At 47.9% G+C, this 15,981-nt stretch carries 15 protein-coding genes; 6 read left to right on the forward strand and 9 right to left on the reverse strand.

Features of this window, described 5'->3' with window-relative positions; genetic code table 11:
- Positions 1 to 2: 2 nt before the first annotated feature.
- On the reverse strand, positions 3 to 863 hold the full coding sequence (locus tag B3850_RS03525; protein ID WP_286871631.1) for a hypothetical protein: 861 nt from the start codon (positions 861 to 863) through the stop codon (positions 3 to 5).
- Positions 860 to 1,606 carry a hypothetical protein gene (locus B3850_RS03530; RefSeq protein WP_286871629.1) on the reverse strand — a complete coding sequence of 249 codons (747 nt, stop codon included), beginning with the start codon at positions 1,604 to 1,606 and terminating at the stop codon, positions 860 to 862. Before B3850_RS03530 ends, B3850_RS03525 begins: the two co-directional genes overlap by 4 nt.
- Before the next feature lie 125 nt (positions 1,607 to 1,731).
- On the opposite strand from B3850_RS03530, the gene B3850_RS03535 reads away from it, so the two are divergent.
- Both B3850_RS03535 and B3850_RS03540 read left to right on the forward strand, forming a co-directional pair.
- A complete protein-coding gene (locus B3850_RS03535; RefSeq protein ID WP_286871627.1) occupies positions 1,732 to 2,877 on the forward strand; it encodes a sensor histidine kinase in 1,146 nt (381 codons plus the stop codon).
- Positions 2,874 to 3,524 carry a response regulator gene (locus tag B3850_RS03540; RefSeq protein ID WP_286871624.1) on the forward strand — a complete coding sequence of 217 codons (651 nt, stop codon included), beginning with the start codon at positions 2,874 to 2,876 and terminating at the stop codon, positions 3,522 to 3,524. The genes B3850_RS03535 and B3850_RS03540 overlap by 4 nt, the downstream gene beginning before the upstream one ends.
- Before the next feature lie 2 nt (positions 3,525 to 3,526).
- Here the strand turns inward: B3850_RS03540 and B3850_RS03545 are convergent, their stop codons facing one another.
- Positions 3,527 to 5,398, reverse strand: coding sequence for a DUF885 domain-containing protein (locus B3850_RS03545; protein ID WP_286871622.1), 1,872 nt, complete (start codon positions 5,396 to 5,398; stop codon positions 3,527 to 3,529).
- 94 nt (positions 5,399 to 5,492) lie between these two features.
- Here B3850_RS03545 and B3850_RS03550 point away from each other — a divergent pair, with 94 nt between their 5' ends.
- The gene (locus tag B3850_RS03550; RefSeq protein ID WP_053953456.1) at positions 5,493 to 5,744 is read left to right on the forward strand and encodes a hypothetical protein; all 252 of its coding nucleotides are present in this window, start codon (positions 5,493 to 5,495) and stop codon (positions 5,742 to 5,744) included.
- A 7-nt stretch (positions 5,745 to 5,751) separates the two neighbouring features.
- Positions 5,752 to 6,858, forward strand: a complete 1,107-nt coding sequence (locus tag B3850_RS03555) for a threonine aldolase family protein (protein WP_286871619.1) — start codon at positions 5,752 to 5,754, stop codon at positions 6,856 to 6,858.
- Here B3850_RS03555 and B3850_RS03560 read toward each other — a convergent pair.
- Complete coding sequence (locus B3850_RS03560) at positions 6,855 to 7,277, reverse strand: DUF6746 family protein (protein WP_286871617.1); 423 nt, start codon at positions 7,275 to 7,277, stop codon at positions 6,855 to 6,857. The genes B3850_RS03555 and B3850_RS03560 overlap by 4 nt on opposite strands.
- A gap of 119 nt (positions 7,278 to 7,396) precedes the next feature.
- Here B3850_RS03560 and B3850_RS03565 point away from each other — a divergent pair, with 119 nt between their 5' ends.
- Positions 7,397 to 8,467 carry a transporter substrate-binding domain-containing protein gene (locus B3850_RS03565; RefSeq protein ID WP_286871615.1) on the forward strand — a complete coding sequence of 357 codons (1,071 nt, stop codon included), beginning with the start codon at positions 7,397 to 7,399 and terminating at the stop codon, positions 8,465 to 8,467.
- An 8-nt stretch (positions 8,468 to 8,475) separates the two neighbouring features.
- Here the strand turns inward: B3850_RS03565 and B3850_RS03570 are convergent, their stop codons facing one another.
- Complete coding sequence (locus B3850_RS03570) at positions 8,476 to 9,303, reverse strand: mechanosensitive ion channel family protein (protein WP_286871612.1); 828 nt, start codon at positions 9,301 to 9,303, stop codon at positions 8,476 to 8,478.
- Positions 9,304 to 9,314: 11 nt separating this feature from the next.
- A complete protein-coding gene (locus tag B3850_RS03575; protein ID WP_286871609.1) occupies positions 9,315 to 10,322 on the reverse strand; it encodes a hypothetical protein in 1,008 nt (335 codons plus the stop codon).
- 227 nt (positions 10,323 to 10,549) lie between these two features.
- Here B3850_RS03575 and B3850_RS03580 point away from each other — a divergent pair, with 227 nt between their 5' ends.
- Positions 10,550 to 11,023, forward strand: coding sequence for an Hsp20 family protein (locus tag B3850_RS03580; protein WP_126752805.1), 474 nt, complete (start codon positions 10,550 to 10,552; stop codon positions 11,021 to 11,023).
- 41 nt (positions 11,024 to 11,064) lie between these two features.
- Here B3850_RS03580 and B3850_RS03585 read toward each other — a convergent pair whose 3' ends face one another.
- Genes B3850_RS03585 through recQ form a run of 3 tightly spaced genes read right to left on the reverse strand, consistent with a single transcriptional unit; the run spans position 11,065 to position 15,956 of the window.
- Positions 11,065 to 13,845, reverse strand: a complete 2,781-nt coding sequence (locus B3850_RS03585) for an EAL domain-containing protein (RefSeq protein WP_286871605.1) — start codon at positions 13,843 to 13,845, stop codon at positions 11,065 to 11,067.
- Complete coding sequence (locus B3850_RS03590) at positions 13,829 to 14,149, reverse strand: DUF3630 family protein (RefSeq protein ID WP_286911396.1); 321 nt, start codon at positions 14,147 to 14,149, stop codon at positions 13,829 to 13,831. The genes B3850_RS03585 and B3850_RS03590 overlap by 17 nt, the downstream gene beginning before the upstream one ends.
- Positions 14,094 to 15,956 (reverse strand): DNA helicase RecQ, encoded by a 1,863-nt coding sequence (gene recQ / locus B3850_RS03595; RefSeq protein WP_414654201.1) that lies wholly within the window; start codon positions 15,954 to 15,956, stop codon positions 14,094 to 14,096. The genes B3850_RS03590 and recQ overlap by 56 nt, the downstream gene beginning before the upstream one ends.
- Between the last annotated feature and the right edge of the window lie 25 nt (positions 15,957 to 15,981).

The raw sequence follows: 15,981 nt of genomic DNA on the forward strand, positions 1-15,981 counted from the left end.
CTTTATTGCGCCAACTGTTCTTGCAGCTCTTTATCGTCAACACCTTTAAGTTCTGCCAGCAGTTTCTCTGACGTCTCTGTATCACCTTTTAACGCGAGCAACTGTGCTTTTCTGAACTGCGCCCAGTGCGGCTCAGGTAGGTTCTCTAACGACGCTTTCTCCAAATAATTATTGAGCGCGGCAATGCCTGCATCAATATGATTCTCTGCTAAAACGGCGGTTTTTCCAATCTGATACAACGCCATACTGACTGCCGAACCGTCATCAGACACACCGGCTTTAGCTCTTTCAAATAACGTGAAAGCAGCGTCAAATTCTTCCGCGCGCTGTTTCTGTAGACCGGCATAAAGCAAAACATCGGCATTATCGGGGTGTGCTGCTATGGTTTCTTCCAGCAAAGACTCAGCTTCCGTCATTCTTTCATGCTTACGAAAATACCCAACTTTAGCGAGCGCCCCTTGTGCCGGGTCTAACACCATCATTTTCTCAATTTGCGCCAGCGCTTTTTCGTCATCACCGCCGGCAATAGAGGGTGCCATTAAATAAAACTGCATCAGGGATCGACGGTACTTTATACTGTCAGGCGCCAACTCAACGGCTTTCTCAAAGGAGTCCACTGACTTGCCGGCGTAGCTCATCGCACTGAAAAAGGCATTTTGTGCCTGTTGCGCCATCACCACCCCACGGGTATGCCAGGCTTCCGCATTTTCCGGTTCTTTTTTCACCCATTCTTCAACGCTGTCTTCAGCGCTATCGAGTGAGCCATCAGCCAACTGCTGTTGAATGACCTGTTTCGTTTCCACCTCGGCATAAACGCCGGGCGCAAAAATTAATGTTGTAAGTAAAAATAAAAGCCACCTCACGAGAATTCTCCTTGTTCGTATTTTTGTGACCATAAAAATATAAGCACCGTACCTACAACACCCGGCACTACCCAGAATAATAATTGCCAATGCCCTAAATGAGCCAGCACATGCCGCGCGCCAAAGGCAAAAAACGCCGTATAAACGGCTATACCTGACCCGCACATTGAACTTAAATGTTCTATCAACCAGGCGTTCTTCTTAACTGAGGGCGACAATGCAAAACGCAACATTTGATACACGTTGACTAACCCTAAAAGCCCAAAAATAATGTGTAGCCAAGGGCTGACAAACTGAATAGCAGGCGTATTCATACTCTGCCATAGCAGCACCAGAGACATCACCGCTAAACACCCAATCATCGATAAATAGCGGAATGTACGCAAGTTATCGCGACTTCGTTTCGACCGCAAAACAACGGTTGCGTTCCGAACCGACGCAAAAGTAAACACGGAAAGGAACAACAGCAATGTCCAGAAGAACCGAATCCCCTCGGTAACGGCCTCAGGTCTTTGGATATTGGCAATGATATCCGCTTTAAAATAACCCGGCGCCACTAGTACCATGACTGACATGACAATGGCTGAAATCGCTACCGTATTCATGGTCCAGACATACGCCTTACCAAACCGCCGATGATTCAGGGCACCTTTTTTGGTCATCACCGGTATCCAAAATAGCGCCATGGCGATGGCCCCAAAGACAATGTGCAAATAAAGTAAAACGCTGTGTAGTGTCAACATAATAACCCCTCCTGTTTTTTTACAGGTTAGGCCTATTCCCGGGTGTCAGTGAGTGCAAGAAGTCACTTTCTCAAACGTGACTTTTGGCCTATTGCGAAATGCCGAGCTGCGGGCATACTGAACGCATGAATATAAAATCAGTTACATCCAAATACATCGATCAAGAGCAGTGGGTTGCGGTGCTGTCCTGGGCGCTGCTGTCCTCGTTTTGTCTTTACTTACTGGGTCAAAGAGAGCAAACACCGTTTTTTAGCTCGCACTGGATCATTGCCGCCGTATTCTTTGTGGTTTTCATGGTGTGCTTCACAATTGCGACCCGAGAACAGCCCTACAAAAACGAGCCCTGGCTACGTCTCAGCCTTGTCTTTGTTCAATTAGTGGCTATTTTCAGTTTGTATTACTTAATACCCTATAGTGTTGTCGCCATATTGATGACCATTTGCGTGGCGCAGCTGCCTTATTACACCAGTATTCGAAACTCTGTTCTTATCTCTATTCCGCTATCGGTGCCATTATGGTTGATTTACCAGTTTGGCTGGGGCGACAGTTATGCTTGGATATCCGCCATTCTGTTCTGGGCATTTAATTTATTCGCCATAGTGACCATGGGCACCCGCCTGAGAGAGACAGAAGCATTAGAGCGCGAGCTGGCAACAAACCGGGAGCTTCGCGCAACACAAATGCTGCTGGAAGAAGCCAGTAAACAGAACGAACGGACAAGAATAGCTCGCAATATTCACGATTTAATAGGCCACCACTTAACGGCGTTGTCCATTAACTTACAGGTGGCTTCCCGAAAAGCCGGCGACGATCTAAAACCGACGCTAGAAAAGAGCCAGAGTATTACCAAATTATTACTCTCCGATGTTCGTGAAGCCGTTTCCGACTTACGCGACTCGGCCGTACTGGATATAGAGAAAGCACTGCAGTCGCTGGCTTATCGCTCAGCAGATAAACAAGTTGAGGTTAGGTGTCAGAAAAACCTCGGTATTCAAGCCATTGATATTGCCGAGGCGGTTTTGAGGATATCGCAAGAAGCCGTGACAAACTTCCTGAAACACTCCAATGGCAACCGACAAAGTATTTCGTTGTCTCGCCAAGGTAATACGCTTTATCTTTTTATTGAAGATAACGGGTCTGCTCAGCACTTTAAGGAAGGAAATGGACTGACGGGTATGCAAGAGCGTGCTCATGACCTAGGTGCAGAACTCATCGTAGAAGCAAAAGGCAAAGGCTTTAATCTTCAACTCACGCTTGAGGATAATGTATGAGCATTAATGTTCTGTTAGTTGACGACCAAACATTAGTTCGGGAGGGTCTTAGCTCACTCTTATCGCTATCGGACAATGTGACTGTTGTTGCGCAAGCGAGCTCGGGCAAAAAGGCTCTTGAGAAAAATGTCCAACACTCCATTGACGTTATTTTGATGGATATTCGCATGCCCGACATGGATGGTATAGAGGCGGTAGAAACATTAAGAAGTGGCGGTTGCCAGACTCCAGTGCTAATGCTCACGACGTTTGATGACCACGAGTCCATTATGAGAGCGATTCAAGCGGGTGCAGAAGGGTACCTGTTAAAAGATGTCTCTCTGGAGATGCTGGTTGACGCAATTGCAGCGCTGTCTCAGGGAAAAACATGGCTGCAACCGGCCATTACGGAGCGCATTCTAACCGGGTTAAAAAACAACAAGAGCACAGAGAGCACTGACAATAAAACGCTTGTGGAACCCCTGACAGATAAAGAAATTGCCGTGTTGAGACTGATTGCAGCGGGATTAAGTAATCACGAAATTGCAAAAAGCTTGTTTAAATCAACCGGGACGGTCAAGAATCAAGTCTCGTCCCTGATGGCAAAGCTCGGGGTGCGTGACCGCACCCGAGCTGTGCTTAAAGCCATTGATATTGGCTTACTGTAAAACTAGGCTTGCTTCTGCTTCTCAACCCACTGGTCAACGCGACGCTCCAGAATGTGCAGTGGTAATGCACCACCTCCCAGAATGGTGTCGTGGAAACCACGAATATCGAACTTATCGCCTAACGCGTCTTTGGCTTCTTCACGCAGTTCCAGTATGCGGATCATGCCAATCTTGTAGGCGGTTGCCTGACCCGGCATCACCAGATAGCGACGGACTTCTGAGCGCACCGCTCCTTCTGCGATTGGGGTATGCTCCTGGAAGTACTTCACCGCTTCCTCTTCCGTCCAGCCTTTTGCGTGCATGCCGGTATCCACAACTAAACGCACCGCGCGCCAAATTTCCGTGGTTAAGCGACCAAAGTCTGAGTAAGGATTTTCATAAGCGCCCATCTCTTTCGCTAACTGCTCTGCGTACAAGCCCCAGCCCTCACTATAGACCGTAAAGCCAGCCTGGGTACGGAACTCCGGTACGGATTCCAGCTCCTGCGCAATGGAGATTTGCATATGGTGACCCGGATTACCCTCATGATAGGCAATCGCTTCCATCTCATTTTTCGGCATCGAGCTCATGTCCGACAAATGCGCGTAGTAAATGCCCGGACGCTCACCGTCAGGCGAACCTGGGTAGTAATGCTGAGCCGCACCGTCTTGCTCACGGAAAGGCTCAACGCGTTTCACGACCAAGTCTGCTTTTGGCAAAATTCCGAAATACTCTGGCAACTTTTCATTAATGTACGCCAGATATTCGCGCGAGTCTTCCAGGTACATTTCCGCACCTTCGTCATTGTTCGGGTAGAAAAATTGCTCGTCAGTGCGAATAAAGGTGAAAAACTCCTGCAAATCACCTTCAAAGCCCACTTTATCTTTAATCGCTATCATTTCCTGAGTCAGTCGTTCCACTTCATTTAAACCAATTTGGTGGATCTCGTCTGCGGTCAGGTCGGTCGTCGTATAATTTTTCAGTAAGGCGTTGTAGTAGGCTTTACCGTTTTCCAGGCGATGCACGCCGGTGGCAACTTCGTCGGTATTTTCAATATCACTTTCAAGAAAGCTAATAAGCGCTTCGTAATTTGGGCGAAAGCGTTCTAATAGCGCTTTGCGTACTTCTTTCTCGTATTTATCGGCTTGTTCGGCAGAGATCTTGTCACTTTCCTGAAGAGCGCTCAGTTTATTCTTAGCATCATTCAGTAAACTCGAGTCACCTTCTTCATCGAACGGCGCGCCTGAAATAAGCCCCTTCGCTTCTTTAATCACTTGCTCATAGGCAAAGCGCGGAGCGCGAACGCCATTCTCAACTTGCGCTTTCGCACGCTGCAATAGCTGCTCAATGGCCGTTGCACCACCCTTAATACGAGAAATGTAGGCTTCCATATCTTCCGAGTCATCCACTCGATGGAAGTTGATTAAAAACTGCGGTAGGAAAGTGTGCGCACCACGCATTTGGTCAAACACGTAATCCATGCCACGGAATTCCGCATTACGCTTGGCTTGCTCGTATTGGTAAACCCAAACGTCATACGACGTTTGCGCTTCCTGCCCCAGCTTATCGTAGTCGAAATTCGCTTTTAACTCTTCAACGCTATTCTCAAGCCACTGCAGCTGCTTTTTCTCGGCAGCCACGGTCATGTCATCTATGTCCCCGTAGCGGTCTTTACGACCCAGGAAGGTCATTTGAATCGGGCTTTGCTGAAGCTGCTCTTCGTATTTTTCTTCAAACCACTGATTCAGGCGTTCAGTTTCAGACTGCGAGCTTTGCTCCGTCTGTTTAGATTGCTCAGCAGCCGTTTGAGAATTTTGGCCGGAATTGTTTTCTTGCGGTTGTCCGCAGGCCGTTAATAAGCCCAAAACAGCCAGGGCGACAATGGAATAACGCATAGCAGTGTCCTTTATTCTTCTTTTGATACAGGAAGAAAAACTATAGCGTGCTTGTTACACTAATGGAAATGCTTAAATTGTAACCGACTGTTTTATGGCGAAACCCAACAAGAAAGGGCCGGTTCGCACCGTGCAGATTTCTTGTCTGCAGTGCAAAACGCCCATATTTAAATACAGAAAGGGTGGTAAAGGCGCTTTGGTAAAATGCTTTATTGAGCGCATTGTTGAAGATCACACCACCAAACCGTGCCATTGTCCTGGTTGTGGGCAGGAGTTTGCACGCGAGACCATGATTCGCGGTACCCCTGCCTACAAAATTATTGGCGGCAAAGTTCACTCAAAGTAGGCGAATAATGACAGCTTCTATTACCGAAAAAACTAAACAAGCGTATTCTCGAGTGGCCGAGCAAGCAAGCTCTTCTCTGCTGCGTCAGCCACAGCGGAGTATGGCGGATGAGCTGCACTTATTAGCCGATGAGATCAAGCAAAACGAAAAACGCGATGTCTACGGTAGTGGCGCGCTTATTAATGATTTTGAAGGTGAGGTGGCTAAACTGCTGGGCAAGCCCGCCGCCTTGTTCTTACCAACCGGGACCTTAGCTCAGCCACTGGCGTTACGTATTCATGCTGACCAACGCCAACGCAATGGCGTTGCTTTACACCCGACCTCGCATTTAATGCTACACGAGCAAATGGGCTTTGAAGCACTGTGGGGACTCAACGGTACAACAACAGGTGAAGCAGGCAGTCCAATCACATCAGAAGACTTGAAAAACGTTCAAACTGCCGACCTTGGTAGTGTACTGTTAGAGCTGCCAATGCGCGAAATTGGCGGTCAACTGCCAAATTGGGACGACTTAGTTTCGCAATCGGAGTGGGCTAGAGCTAATGATATTGCCATGCATTTAGACGGCGCCCGACTTTGGCAAGTGCCGGCAGCTTATGACTGTTCGCTAGCCGAAGTCTGTGAGCTGTTTGACTCCGTTTACGTCAGTTTTTACAAAGACTTAGGTGCTATTTCTGGCGCTGTACTTGCGGGCTCTGAAGCTTTTATTGAACAAGCTAAAGTCTGGGCTCGTCGAGCCGGCGGCAATGTTATTACTCAGTATCCGCAGATAATCTCTGCACGCCGTGGCTTACGAGAAAATCTGCCACTTATGGAGGATACTGTGAATTACTCTCGGGCGTTAGGTGATGCGCTTAATGAGTTGAATGGAATTCGGGTCAATCCGGAAAAGCCGCAAACCGCCATGTTTCACTTACACTTCGCTATAAACGCAGAAGACTTGAGTAGAAAGATCATCGATTACGTCAGCAACACCGGTGTGGTTATTTTGCCGCTGCCACGAGCGGAAATAAGCGGCGAAGCGATTTGTGAAATACCAATTGGGAGAAATGCAATGTCGCAGCCCCACAGTTTCTGGCTACGACATTTTAAAGCGTTTATAGAAACACTTTAATGGTGATTCTCGTGCTCTTCGTCATGCCCGTTTTCATGGTGCTCAGCATGCTTACCTAACACATGATTCAGTGTTTCAAGGTAGCTTTTACCAAAGCCTTCAACACGTTGTTTGTTCATTGCCTCAGAGCCTAAATGCACTTCTTCCAGCGAATTTGCTGCAACGTCGAGCTCTTTACTCAGACGTGCTAAGGCAACTTCCAGGGTATATGTCAGCTCATGCACTTTTGCCATATCTTTGGGTGGCATATCGCCTTCAATTATCTCCTGCAGTTCGGCATTATATTTGGTCAAGTTCATAATAGCCTGGTGCAAATTGTCTGATGGCTCTGGTTTAAAGTGTTGGTATTCCTTCTCAGCAACGCTTGGTAGTGAGACAGCAAGAAATAGAGCCGCTATGGCTGCAGAAAATAGTTTCATAAAACCTCCTAAAATAGCAATAATTCTCATTCTCTTGCATAGACAAGAGTTAGTCAACAATTCGTTCATTACCTGATAGTATTCCTTTGATACTCATCAATTTACAATAGGTATACGCAATGTCGTTTCGTTTTGGCTTAACTCTTCTGTTAATAACGTTATCGTCAACTTTTACGCTTAATGCAAACGCGCAATCAAAAGAGCCGTTAAAAGTAGCTGTAAGAGTTAATGCGCCTTTTGTTTTAGAAAAAGCCGGCGGCTACGAGGGGCTGGCTATGACATTATGGGAAGATGTTGCAGTCGATCTGGAGCAACCTTATGAGCTGTACCCCTTGCCACTTAATCGGCTACTGACGGGGGTAGAAAAAGGAGAATACGACATTGGTATTGGCGCTTTAACGATAACCTCGCAGCGTGAATCGGTTATCGATTTCAGCCAACCCTTTCACAATGCGGGCCTTGCCGTTGCCGTGCCAAGCAATAACACCTCAACTTGGTGGGCGGTTACTAAACGATTCGTCTCTTTTGAGTTTTTAAAGGTCATTTTAGTATTGGGCGGCGTACTTTTTATAGCAGGTGCTTTGGTCTGGTTCTTTGAACGTAAAGAGAACTCCGAAGAGTTTTCAGAGAAGCCTACACATGGACTAGGCTCCGGCTTCTGGTGGGCAGCAGTAACTATGACAACGGTTGGTTACGGCGACAAATCGCCACGGAGTCTGGGCGGCAGAGCGGTCAGCCTTATCTGGATGTTCACCTGCGTCATTATTATTTCTAGCTTTACCGCTTCTATTGCTTCATCGCTAACCGTTTCTCAATTTCAGTCTAAAGTAACCAGCGCCAACGATCTTCCCAATGCAAGAGTCGCTACTCTTGGAAACTCGGCAACGGCTGCTTGGCTAAAGCAACAAAACATCGGCTATGAAAGTTTTACCGATTTAAACGCCGCTCTGGAAAAGCTTAATGCCGGTCAACTGGATGCAGTTGTCTATGACGAACCTATTTTGCGTTACTCAATGCGCACTAACGCTCTAAACAACATTCGATTATTACCCGAACGGGTTTTACGGCAAGATTATGGCTTCGTTTTACCACAAGGAAGTGAGTTGCGAGAGCCTCTTAACAGAGCCCTCTTAAAAACAATTCAGTCGGCGCAATGGCGCGGTGAACTGCAGCGCTACCTAGGTCAGTAGCCTTATACTTATGGAGAGTTAAGCTCAAATGCTTCATCGGATTCCACTTTTGCGAATTTAACGCCCAGTTCCAACAATCGGCGTTTTCCGCGGGCCGTCATATCGGTAACAAACTGAAACTGCTGCCTGGGGTCAATTGGGTAGGCTTTTAAGCGGTACTTGGTACCCCATGGCTGTTCAGCTGCCGTTACCGCTATAGGTTTACCAAGTTGCAGGTAAGGGCTGGTTAATGCAACTTCTTCCAGCGCGTCGCGAATTTGATAAGCATCTGCCTCTGGCTGGGTATAAAACTCAGCAATACACATTAAACTGGGACCGCCATTATTGGCATTGTGAATTAGGTTATCCCACAGTTTAAGATGCGGCACCCAAATAACCGTGTCATCGTTAGTCACCAGCTCAACCGTACGCATGCCTATATGCACAACCTCGCCATAACTGCCATCAACCTCTATCCAGTCTCCGGGTCTGTAGGGCATTTCGTGAATAGCCACGATACCGGCAATGAGGCTACTGACGTAATCCTTTAATGCAAAACCAATGGCTAAGCCTGCGGCACCTAACACCGCAACCATGTTTTGTAATGTGGGCTCTATAACCAGAGGGACTATCATGACCAGGGCTAATACCAGAATCACAATTCGTAACATAGGTACCAGCGCCAGTGTGTAAAGCCTTTGCTTGCCGTGCAGGTGCGATGCGACCCAGGGTATCAACTTCTGAGTTAGCCATACTAAGCCCACGGCTACGGCGATAATGATGACAATTTCTAAAATGGCAAATGTGTCTAGCGACTTAAATATGCCAGCAACATTTTTGACTGATTCAGTTTCCATTTTTAAGCACCCTAGAATTTATCAAGCCAAAAGCCACGAGAGGCCAAAAAGTCTCTAACAACCGGATACCCTCGCGCAGTTATGTACCAAAGGCTGTCCTTAGAGGCAGTGTCCTGCTTTGAGATAAGTGACTGCTGTTGCAAAATTTGCAGCTGTATCTGCAGTTGGCTCGCAGAAACGATAGGCAATACTTGAGCAAGCTGACTACTGGTTAGGCCATGATGAACCAATAAGGCGTAGCATACGAACGCAGTGGCATCTTCCACCACTTGTGGCAACTGCGGCAGCTCAAAAGCTTTATCGCTATTGCGGTGGTAGCGATCAGAGTATGCGGCGGCGATACCCGGATTACCTCGGCTGAGCGCTGCCAATGCCCGTAAACGCCCCTCGCCGCGTGCCAGCCCTATTCGTTCCAATGCCTGGTCGTCGAGCCCTTGCAAAGTCCACAGTTCAGAAACCGGCACTGCCCAAACTTTTTCTAAAAATGCCCATGCCCAGCTGTCACAAACAATGAGGCCTTTACCCGCTTCTCCCGACAAAGCTTTTGCGAAAAACTCGCGAGTCCAGCGCAAGCCATTGGTTTGTCGCAAAAAGGTATGAGCCAATTGCGGCATAAGCCACACTTTGGTTTTGGTGAATTTAGGGGAAGGCGGGTCACTCGGTTGGCAAAGCGTGTTTCTGTCCGGCAGTTTCATTGTCGACATGTTGTTCTGCTGCGCCCAGTGCTGAACGGCTTCAGCAACGCCGGAATGAGGCGGCGCAATAACCCAGCGCAAACTGTTATCATCCTTGTCATTTAGCCAGTCTGAAAATACGCTGTCTAATTCCTTTATTGCCTCATCCAGCTTTAATTCGAACGCGTTTTCATGCTCGTCTTGTTCGTCATTTTCTGATTTTGGAGATAACCAATGGGTAAAATTTTGCCACCATTTTTTAACAGTAATAACGGTCGGAACCGCAGGGCGTTCAAACTCGTTAACTGTTACCCATTGCCAGGCTTTTTTAGGCGCTTCAGCCATAGTTGTTTCCCTGTTATGTTCGCCAGAAAATAACTTCCTATCAGTCGATAATAGAGTGCCTTTGCGCAGAGTCCAATGAAAAAATATCAAAAAGCCTCTTGAAAGCAATTTTGCCAGTACACATATAAAGGGTAAGGCTGGTGTCTCAAAGAGAGCCGCCTTGTAACGACACACGCTGTGTCAATTTATTAACCATTTAACAGTTATTGCTTCTAAGGAGAATGACTATGGCAACTATCGACTTAAGCCCTCTATATCGTAGCAGTGTAGGTTTCGACCGTATGGCATCTTTGCTGGATTCGGCACTACGCTCAGATACTGGTGCAACTGGGTATCCTCCCTACAACATTGAATTGGTAGCTGAGAACCAATACGCCATTACCCTGGCGGTTGCTGGTTTCGAGGATAGTGACTTAGAAATTGAAGTAGAAAACGGCGTTCTTCGTGTGACCGGTAAAAAAGCCGAAGAAAACGAAAAACGTGAATTTCTGCACCGCGGCATAGCAAACCGTGCCTTCGAACGTAAGTTCAGCTTAGCTGAACACATTGAAGTCACTGGCGCTGCTTTGAAAAACGGTCTATTGACTATTGGCTTAGTGAAGAACATTCCCGAAGCCATGAAGCCAAAACGCATTAGCATCGGCAGCTCGACCAAAGATCTGCTGGAAGATCGTTCTAAAAGCAAAGAAAGTGCTGCGTAAATTTATGCACTGGATGAGGGGCGGTGAATAACCGCCCTTTTTTAACGTTGCCACTCGACTGGGTGCCCACAGACAAAGCCCTGGATATAGTCTACGCCCAGCTGAGTGAGTTTAATTCGAATCTCGTCACTTTCCACTCCAACCGCACAAACCTCCACGTTGGCCGCTTTGGCTAAACGAACACAACTTGCGACAAGCTCAGCATCTATAGTGTCGATAAGCATGTTCTGAACCCAGAACCGATTCACTTTTATTTGCGTTAACGGCAACTGCCTTAACAACTGAAACGAGTTATAGCTGCTGCCAAACTGGTCTATTGCCGTACCAATACCTAGCTCTTTTAAGCCTTTAAACAACTGATACGTTTGGTCGAAATGTTTGAAGGCATCGGGCTCAGAGACTTCAAACACCAACTGATTAGGCTGGATAACCGAGTTCTTAAGCGCCGCTTCAATGAATTGAATAAAGCCGTCATCTTCAAGACTCTGAGTCGACAAATTAATGTGACAACGCCAGGTTCGGGTTGCCTCAAATGGGTTTTCATTGAAATGCTCGACGGCCTCCCGCACTAGCCAGCGATCAGCCTTGCCCATGACGCCTGCCCGCAACGCAGCACGCAAAAATTGCTGGGGTGCTATAGGCTCATCTGTATTCGAGTCGGGCAAGCGGAGCAGTAACTCGATACAGTGTTTGTCTGCGTTACGCGCCGCACTGACTATGGGCTGGGCATAGAGCGTCCAGTTTTCCTCTCTTAATGCTTGCTTAAGCTTCTGCTCCCACTCTAACTCGGCTTCGCCCAATAAGCGTTTCTGGTCAGCCTCACTGTATGAATGCACTCGATAGTCACCTTGCTGCATGGCAAGCTTTAACGCCTCTCGTGCTTGCCTTAGTAAGGTGCTGGCGGACACTTCAGACGAGTCCGAATAAGCGATGCCGGCATGAGCGGTAAGTTGGTAAATTCGTTTGTCGCTGTTGAAGCGAAACTCTTTACAGTACTGAACTAAGCGATGCGCTTGCGCAAAGACGGACTGTTCATCGTCGGTATTCAGCAGCGCAATCTCATGCTCGCTAACCCTTGCAATGCGCGAGTACTTAGGCGCCTTTTTCTTCAGGTTTATGGCAAGCTGCAAAATGGCTTGGTCTTTGGCATCAACACCGGCCTGATCGGCAATAACTTCCAAACCAGATAGCTTAATAATAGTCACGCAGGCCGCTTTTTGGGCGTCGAGCCGAGACTGCAATAAACGCCTAAGTTCGCGAACATTTAGAAGGCCTGTAACCGCATCATGGTGTGCCAGAAAGTCGAGGTGAATTTCAGCTTCCATGCGCTTGGTAACATCAGAAATACGGCCGGTGTTATCACCAAAATATTCGACATCGAGCCAAATTTTCCGACCGTCTAACCGGTCGACAGAAGTAAGCTGCCTCTTACCCTCAATAACAAACCCTTTGGGCCAGTAGGCTTTAACCTGGTCGAGCGAGTGCGCCGCCAAAATCGTTAACATTTGCTGGTTTACCTGTTTAAACGAACCATCGTCATTCAGCCTAAACCAACCCTCGCTAGTGCGCTGCAACAACTCCCAAAGTCTTCTTCTGAGAGTTTTTCGGTTCTTCTTAAGCCCGGCAATGCGGCGCATTAAACGGTTAAGCCGATGCCTTTCCAGCGCCAGCAGAAACATCATCGTGGTTATTGTCATGGCACTGTAGAGTAGTAAGCCAGATACCCCTTCCCATATAGGGTTATAGCGTGGCGAAATAAGAAGCCAAGCGACAATGACGGTCACAGCCAATAGGAATGTTTGCCAGCGAAAGCCGGAAATTGGCTGTTTCTGGATGCTTCTAAGCACTACAACTGCCGCCCATATGAGCAAACCGTTAACCTGGGCAATAATCAACGCACTCTGCCAACGGTCATCCAACCACGGCAAACCAATAGTGAAACCCAGAGCAGCCGCCAAAACCACGTAACCAATACGGTTAAAACGGGACAACCGGAAACGAAAACGTCCCCATTCCCAAATAAACCAGCAAAGCGTCAGAACCAACAACTGACTAACGTAAGTTTTCAATGCCGCTGCGATATCTGGGGTATAAGGTGAGAAATAGGTTATCCACACACCGCTGTGCAATAGTAGCGACAGGGTAAATGCGGTACTGACACAACCAAACGTCAGTAATAACCGGCTTTTAAATAGCTGTGCTGAGACAAAAGCAGCCAAGGCCAGCAGAATAAGAATACCGGCGTTAACACCTAATGCAGTTTGTTGCTGTTGTTGGCGAAGCTCCAACTCGGTTGACTGCCACAGGCTAATAGTCGGCATTTGCTCGGGCCACTGTTGCACTGCGGTAACCAGCCAAACGGTTTGGTTTGCTGGCAAGGTCACCGGTAATACCTGCTCATGCGACAAATGCGGACGCTGCATAAGAGGCGTCGAAAATTTATTGGATAACTGACTCAAGGGAGTGCCACTTGAGTCGAGCACAAACACACTCACCGACTGTAAAAACGGGTCGCTAAATTTGACATAGAAGGTTTGTGAGCGGTTACTTCGGTTATAAAGCGGGACACTGCTCCAGATATTGGGCTTGGTACCTGCGTAGTTATGTTCACTGACTTCCGCTGGACTAAGCCAGCGCGACGGTTCATTAACGGCAAGCCTGTCTACCGGCACTGACGCATCGACGACGCGGTATTTGAAGTGCTGATTAAGGGTAACTTTCGAGGTTTGAGCGGACACGGAAACGGGCGTGCGAACTTCTGCACCAGCTAGCAGCGGAAGCAACAGTAACAGCCATAGTGCGTGTTTAAATATAGTCTGCATGTCGTAAGTTCTTTATAACCTCTTCGCTCATCTCTTCTAGCGCTTGTAGCCATACCGCATCGCAGATTTCCGAATAGAATAATAGCCAGTGCTGATTATTAATAGTCAGGCGCCAACAAAACTGATCAGCCGCAATTTCTTTTTCGCGAATACGAGCATCCAATGTGTCGCATAATGCAGCCACCCAGTTATCGAGCTCTTGCTCTGCCGGTTTACCGTTTAAAGTAATGACTGACTGGTCGTTTGCTTCATCCATTAAATAGCTGCCGCTCACTTGCTCCTGACAAAAACGCTTCAATTGCACTCATAAATTCCTGACCATACCGAGCCAGTTTCACGTCACCAACACCGTTTATATCGAGCATATCATCGGCCGTGGTCGGGTAATGGACACACATTTCCACCAAAGCGGCATCACTGAATACCACAAACGGCGCCACTTGCTCTTTGTCGGCAATGTCTTTGCGCAGTTTCCGCAATCGCCTGAACAGTATTTTATTGTAGTCACCACGGTCGGTAATTCTGGTTTTTGTTGCGGTCAGCTCTAGCCTTGGCTTGGCTAATTCTAACGGCACTTCACCTTTTAAAACAGGTCGTGCCGCCTCAGTCAGCTGCAGGGCGGCAAACCGGCGGATATCCTGAATAATAAGCCCGCGGTGAATAAGTTGCCGCAATACCGAAAACCAATGCTCTTGGGGTTTTGACCGCCCCAGTCCGTAGGTTGTTAATTGGTCATGGCCTAACTCGATAATCCGTTGAGCCTTTGAGCCGCGCAGTACCTCAACGACATGATTAATACCAAACTGTTGTCCGACCCGGTACACACAGCTGAGCGCTTTCTGAGCGTCTTCAAGTGCGTCGTATCGAGTGGGCGGATCCAGACACAAGTCGCAGTTACCGCATTCTTTGTCGGAATATTCGTTAAAATAATTTAATACAACAAGGCGGCGGCAGGTCTGAGCTTCCGCCATGGCCTGCATGGCTGAGAATTTCTGCGCTTCCACCGCTCGACGCTGTTCATTATCGTGCTCGTCTATCATGCGCCGGATCCACTGAGCATCTCGCGGATCGTAAAGCATCATCGCTTCAGCAGGGAGGCCGTCCCGCCCGGCACGTCCGGTTTCCTGGTAGTAAGACTCGACGCTGCGCGGAATGTCGAAATGCACGACAAAACGGATATTTGGCTTGTTAATACCCATACCAAACGCAACCGTCGCCACAACAACATCAATATCGTCACGCAGGAACTGCCGTAGCGTCGTTTCTTTGAGTTTGTGTTCTAAGCCGGCATGGTAGGGTGCTGCCCGAACACCGGACTGCTGCAAACTTTCCGCCAATTCCTCAGTCTTCTTTCGGCTACCGCAATAAATAATACCGGCCGCGCCTTTTTGCTTTTTGACGTAGTCTTTAACCTGTTTTAGCGGCTTATACTTTTCCTGAACAACATAGCGAATATTGGGGCGATCAAACGAGCTGCGATGAACCAATGGCGCATTCAAATGCAGTCGTTCAATAATGTCGTGCTGGGTGGCTGAGTCCGCTGTGGCGGTTAACGCCATAAAAGGAGTGTTGGGCAAATAGCTGCGTAACACACCCAGCTGCCCGTACTCAGGCCGGAAGTCATGTCCCCACTGGCTAATGCAATGCGCTTCGTCAACAGCAATAAACGACAGGTTCAGGGTTTGTAAGCGTTCAATAAAGCTCGGCTGTAATATGCGTTCGGGGCTAACGTAAAGCAGCTTAATGTCGCCTCGTTGCAACGCCTGCAATGTATTCATCGACTGTTCTGATGACACGCCTGAATGCAAAGTCGCTGCTTTTATATCCAGCGCGTTTAATGCCTCGACCTGATCCTGCATCAGCGACAATAGCGGAGAAATAACCACAGCCACGCCATCGCTGCAAATAGCCGGCAGCTGGTAGCATAATGACTTACCACCGCCCGTTGGCATGAGCACCAGCGAGTCTCGTCCTTCCAGTGCCGCCTGCATAATCGCCTCCTGACCTTCACGAAATTCGTGATAGCCAAAGACAGATTCAAGCTTGGACTGAAGCGGATTTGGCGACAGTTGTTCTGCAGTGCTGACTGCGCTACTACTCATGGTCGGCATCGTTTATTGACTTATTAAGTAACAT

This window comes from Idiomarina sp. UBA4520, assembly GCF_002388365.1.
In the GTDB taxonomy this organism is placed as follows: domain Bacteria; phylum Pseudomonadota; class Gammaproteobacteria; order Enterobacterales; family Alteromonadaceae; genus Idiomarina; species Idiomarina zobellii.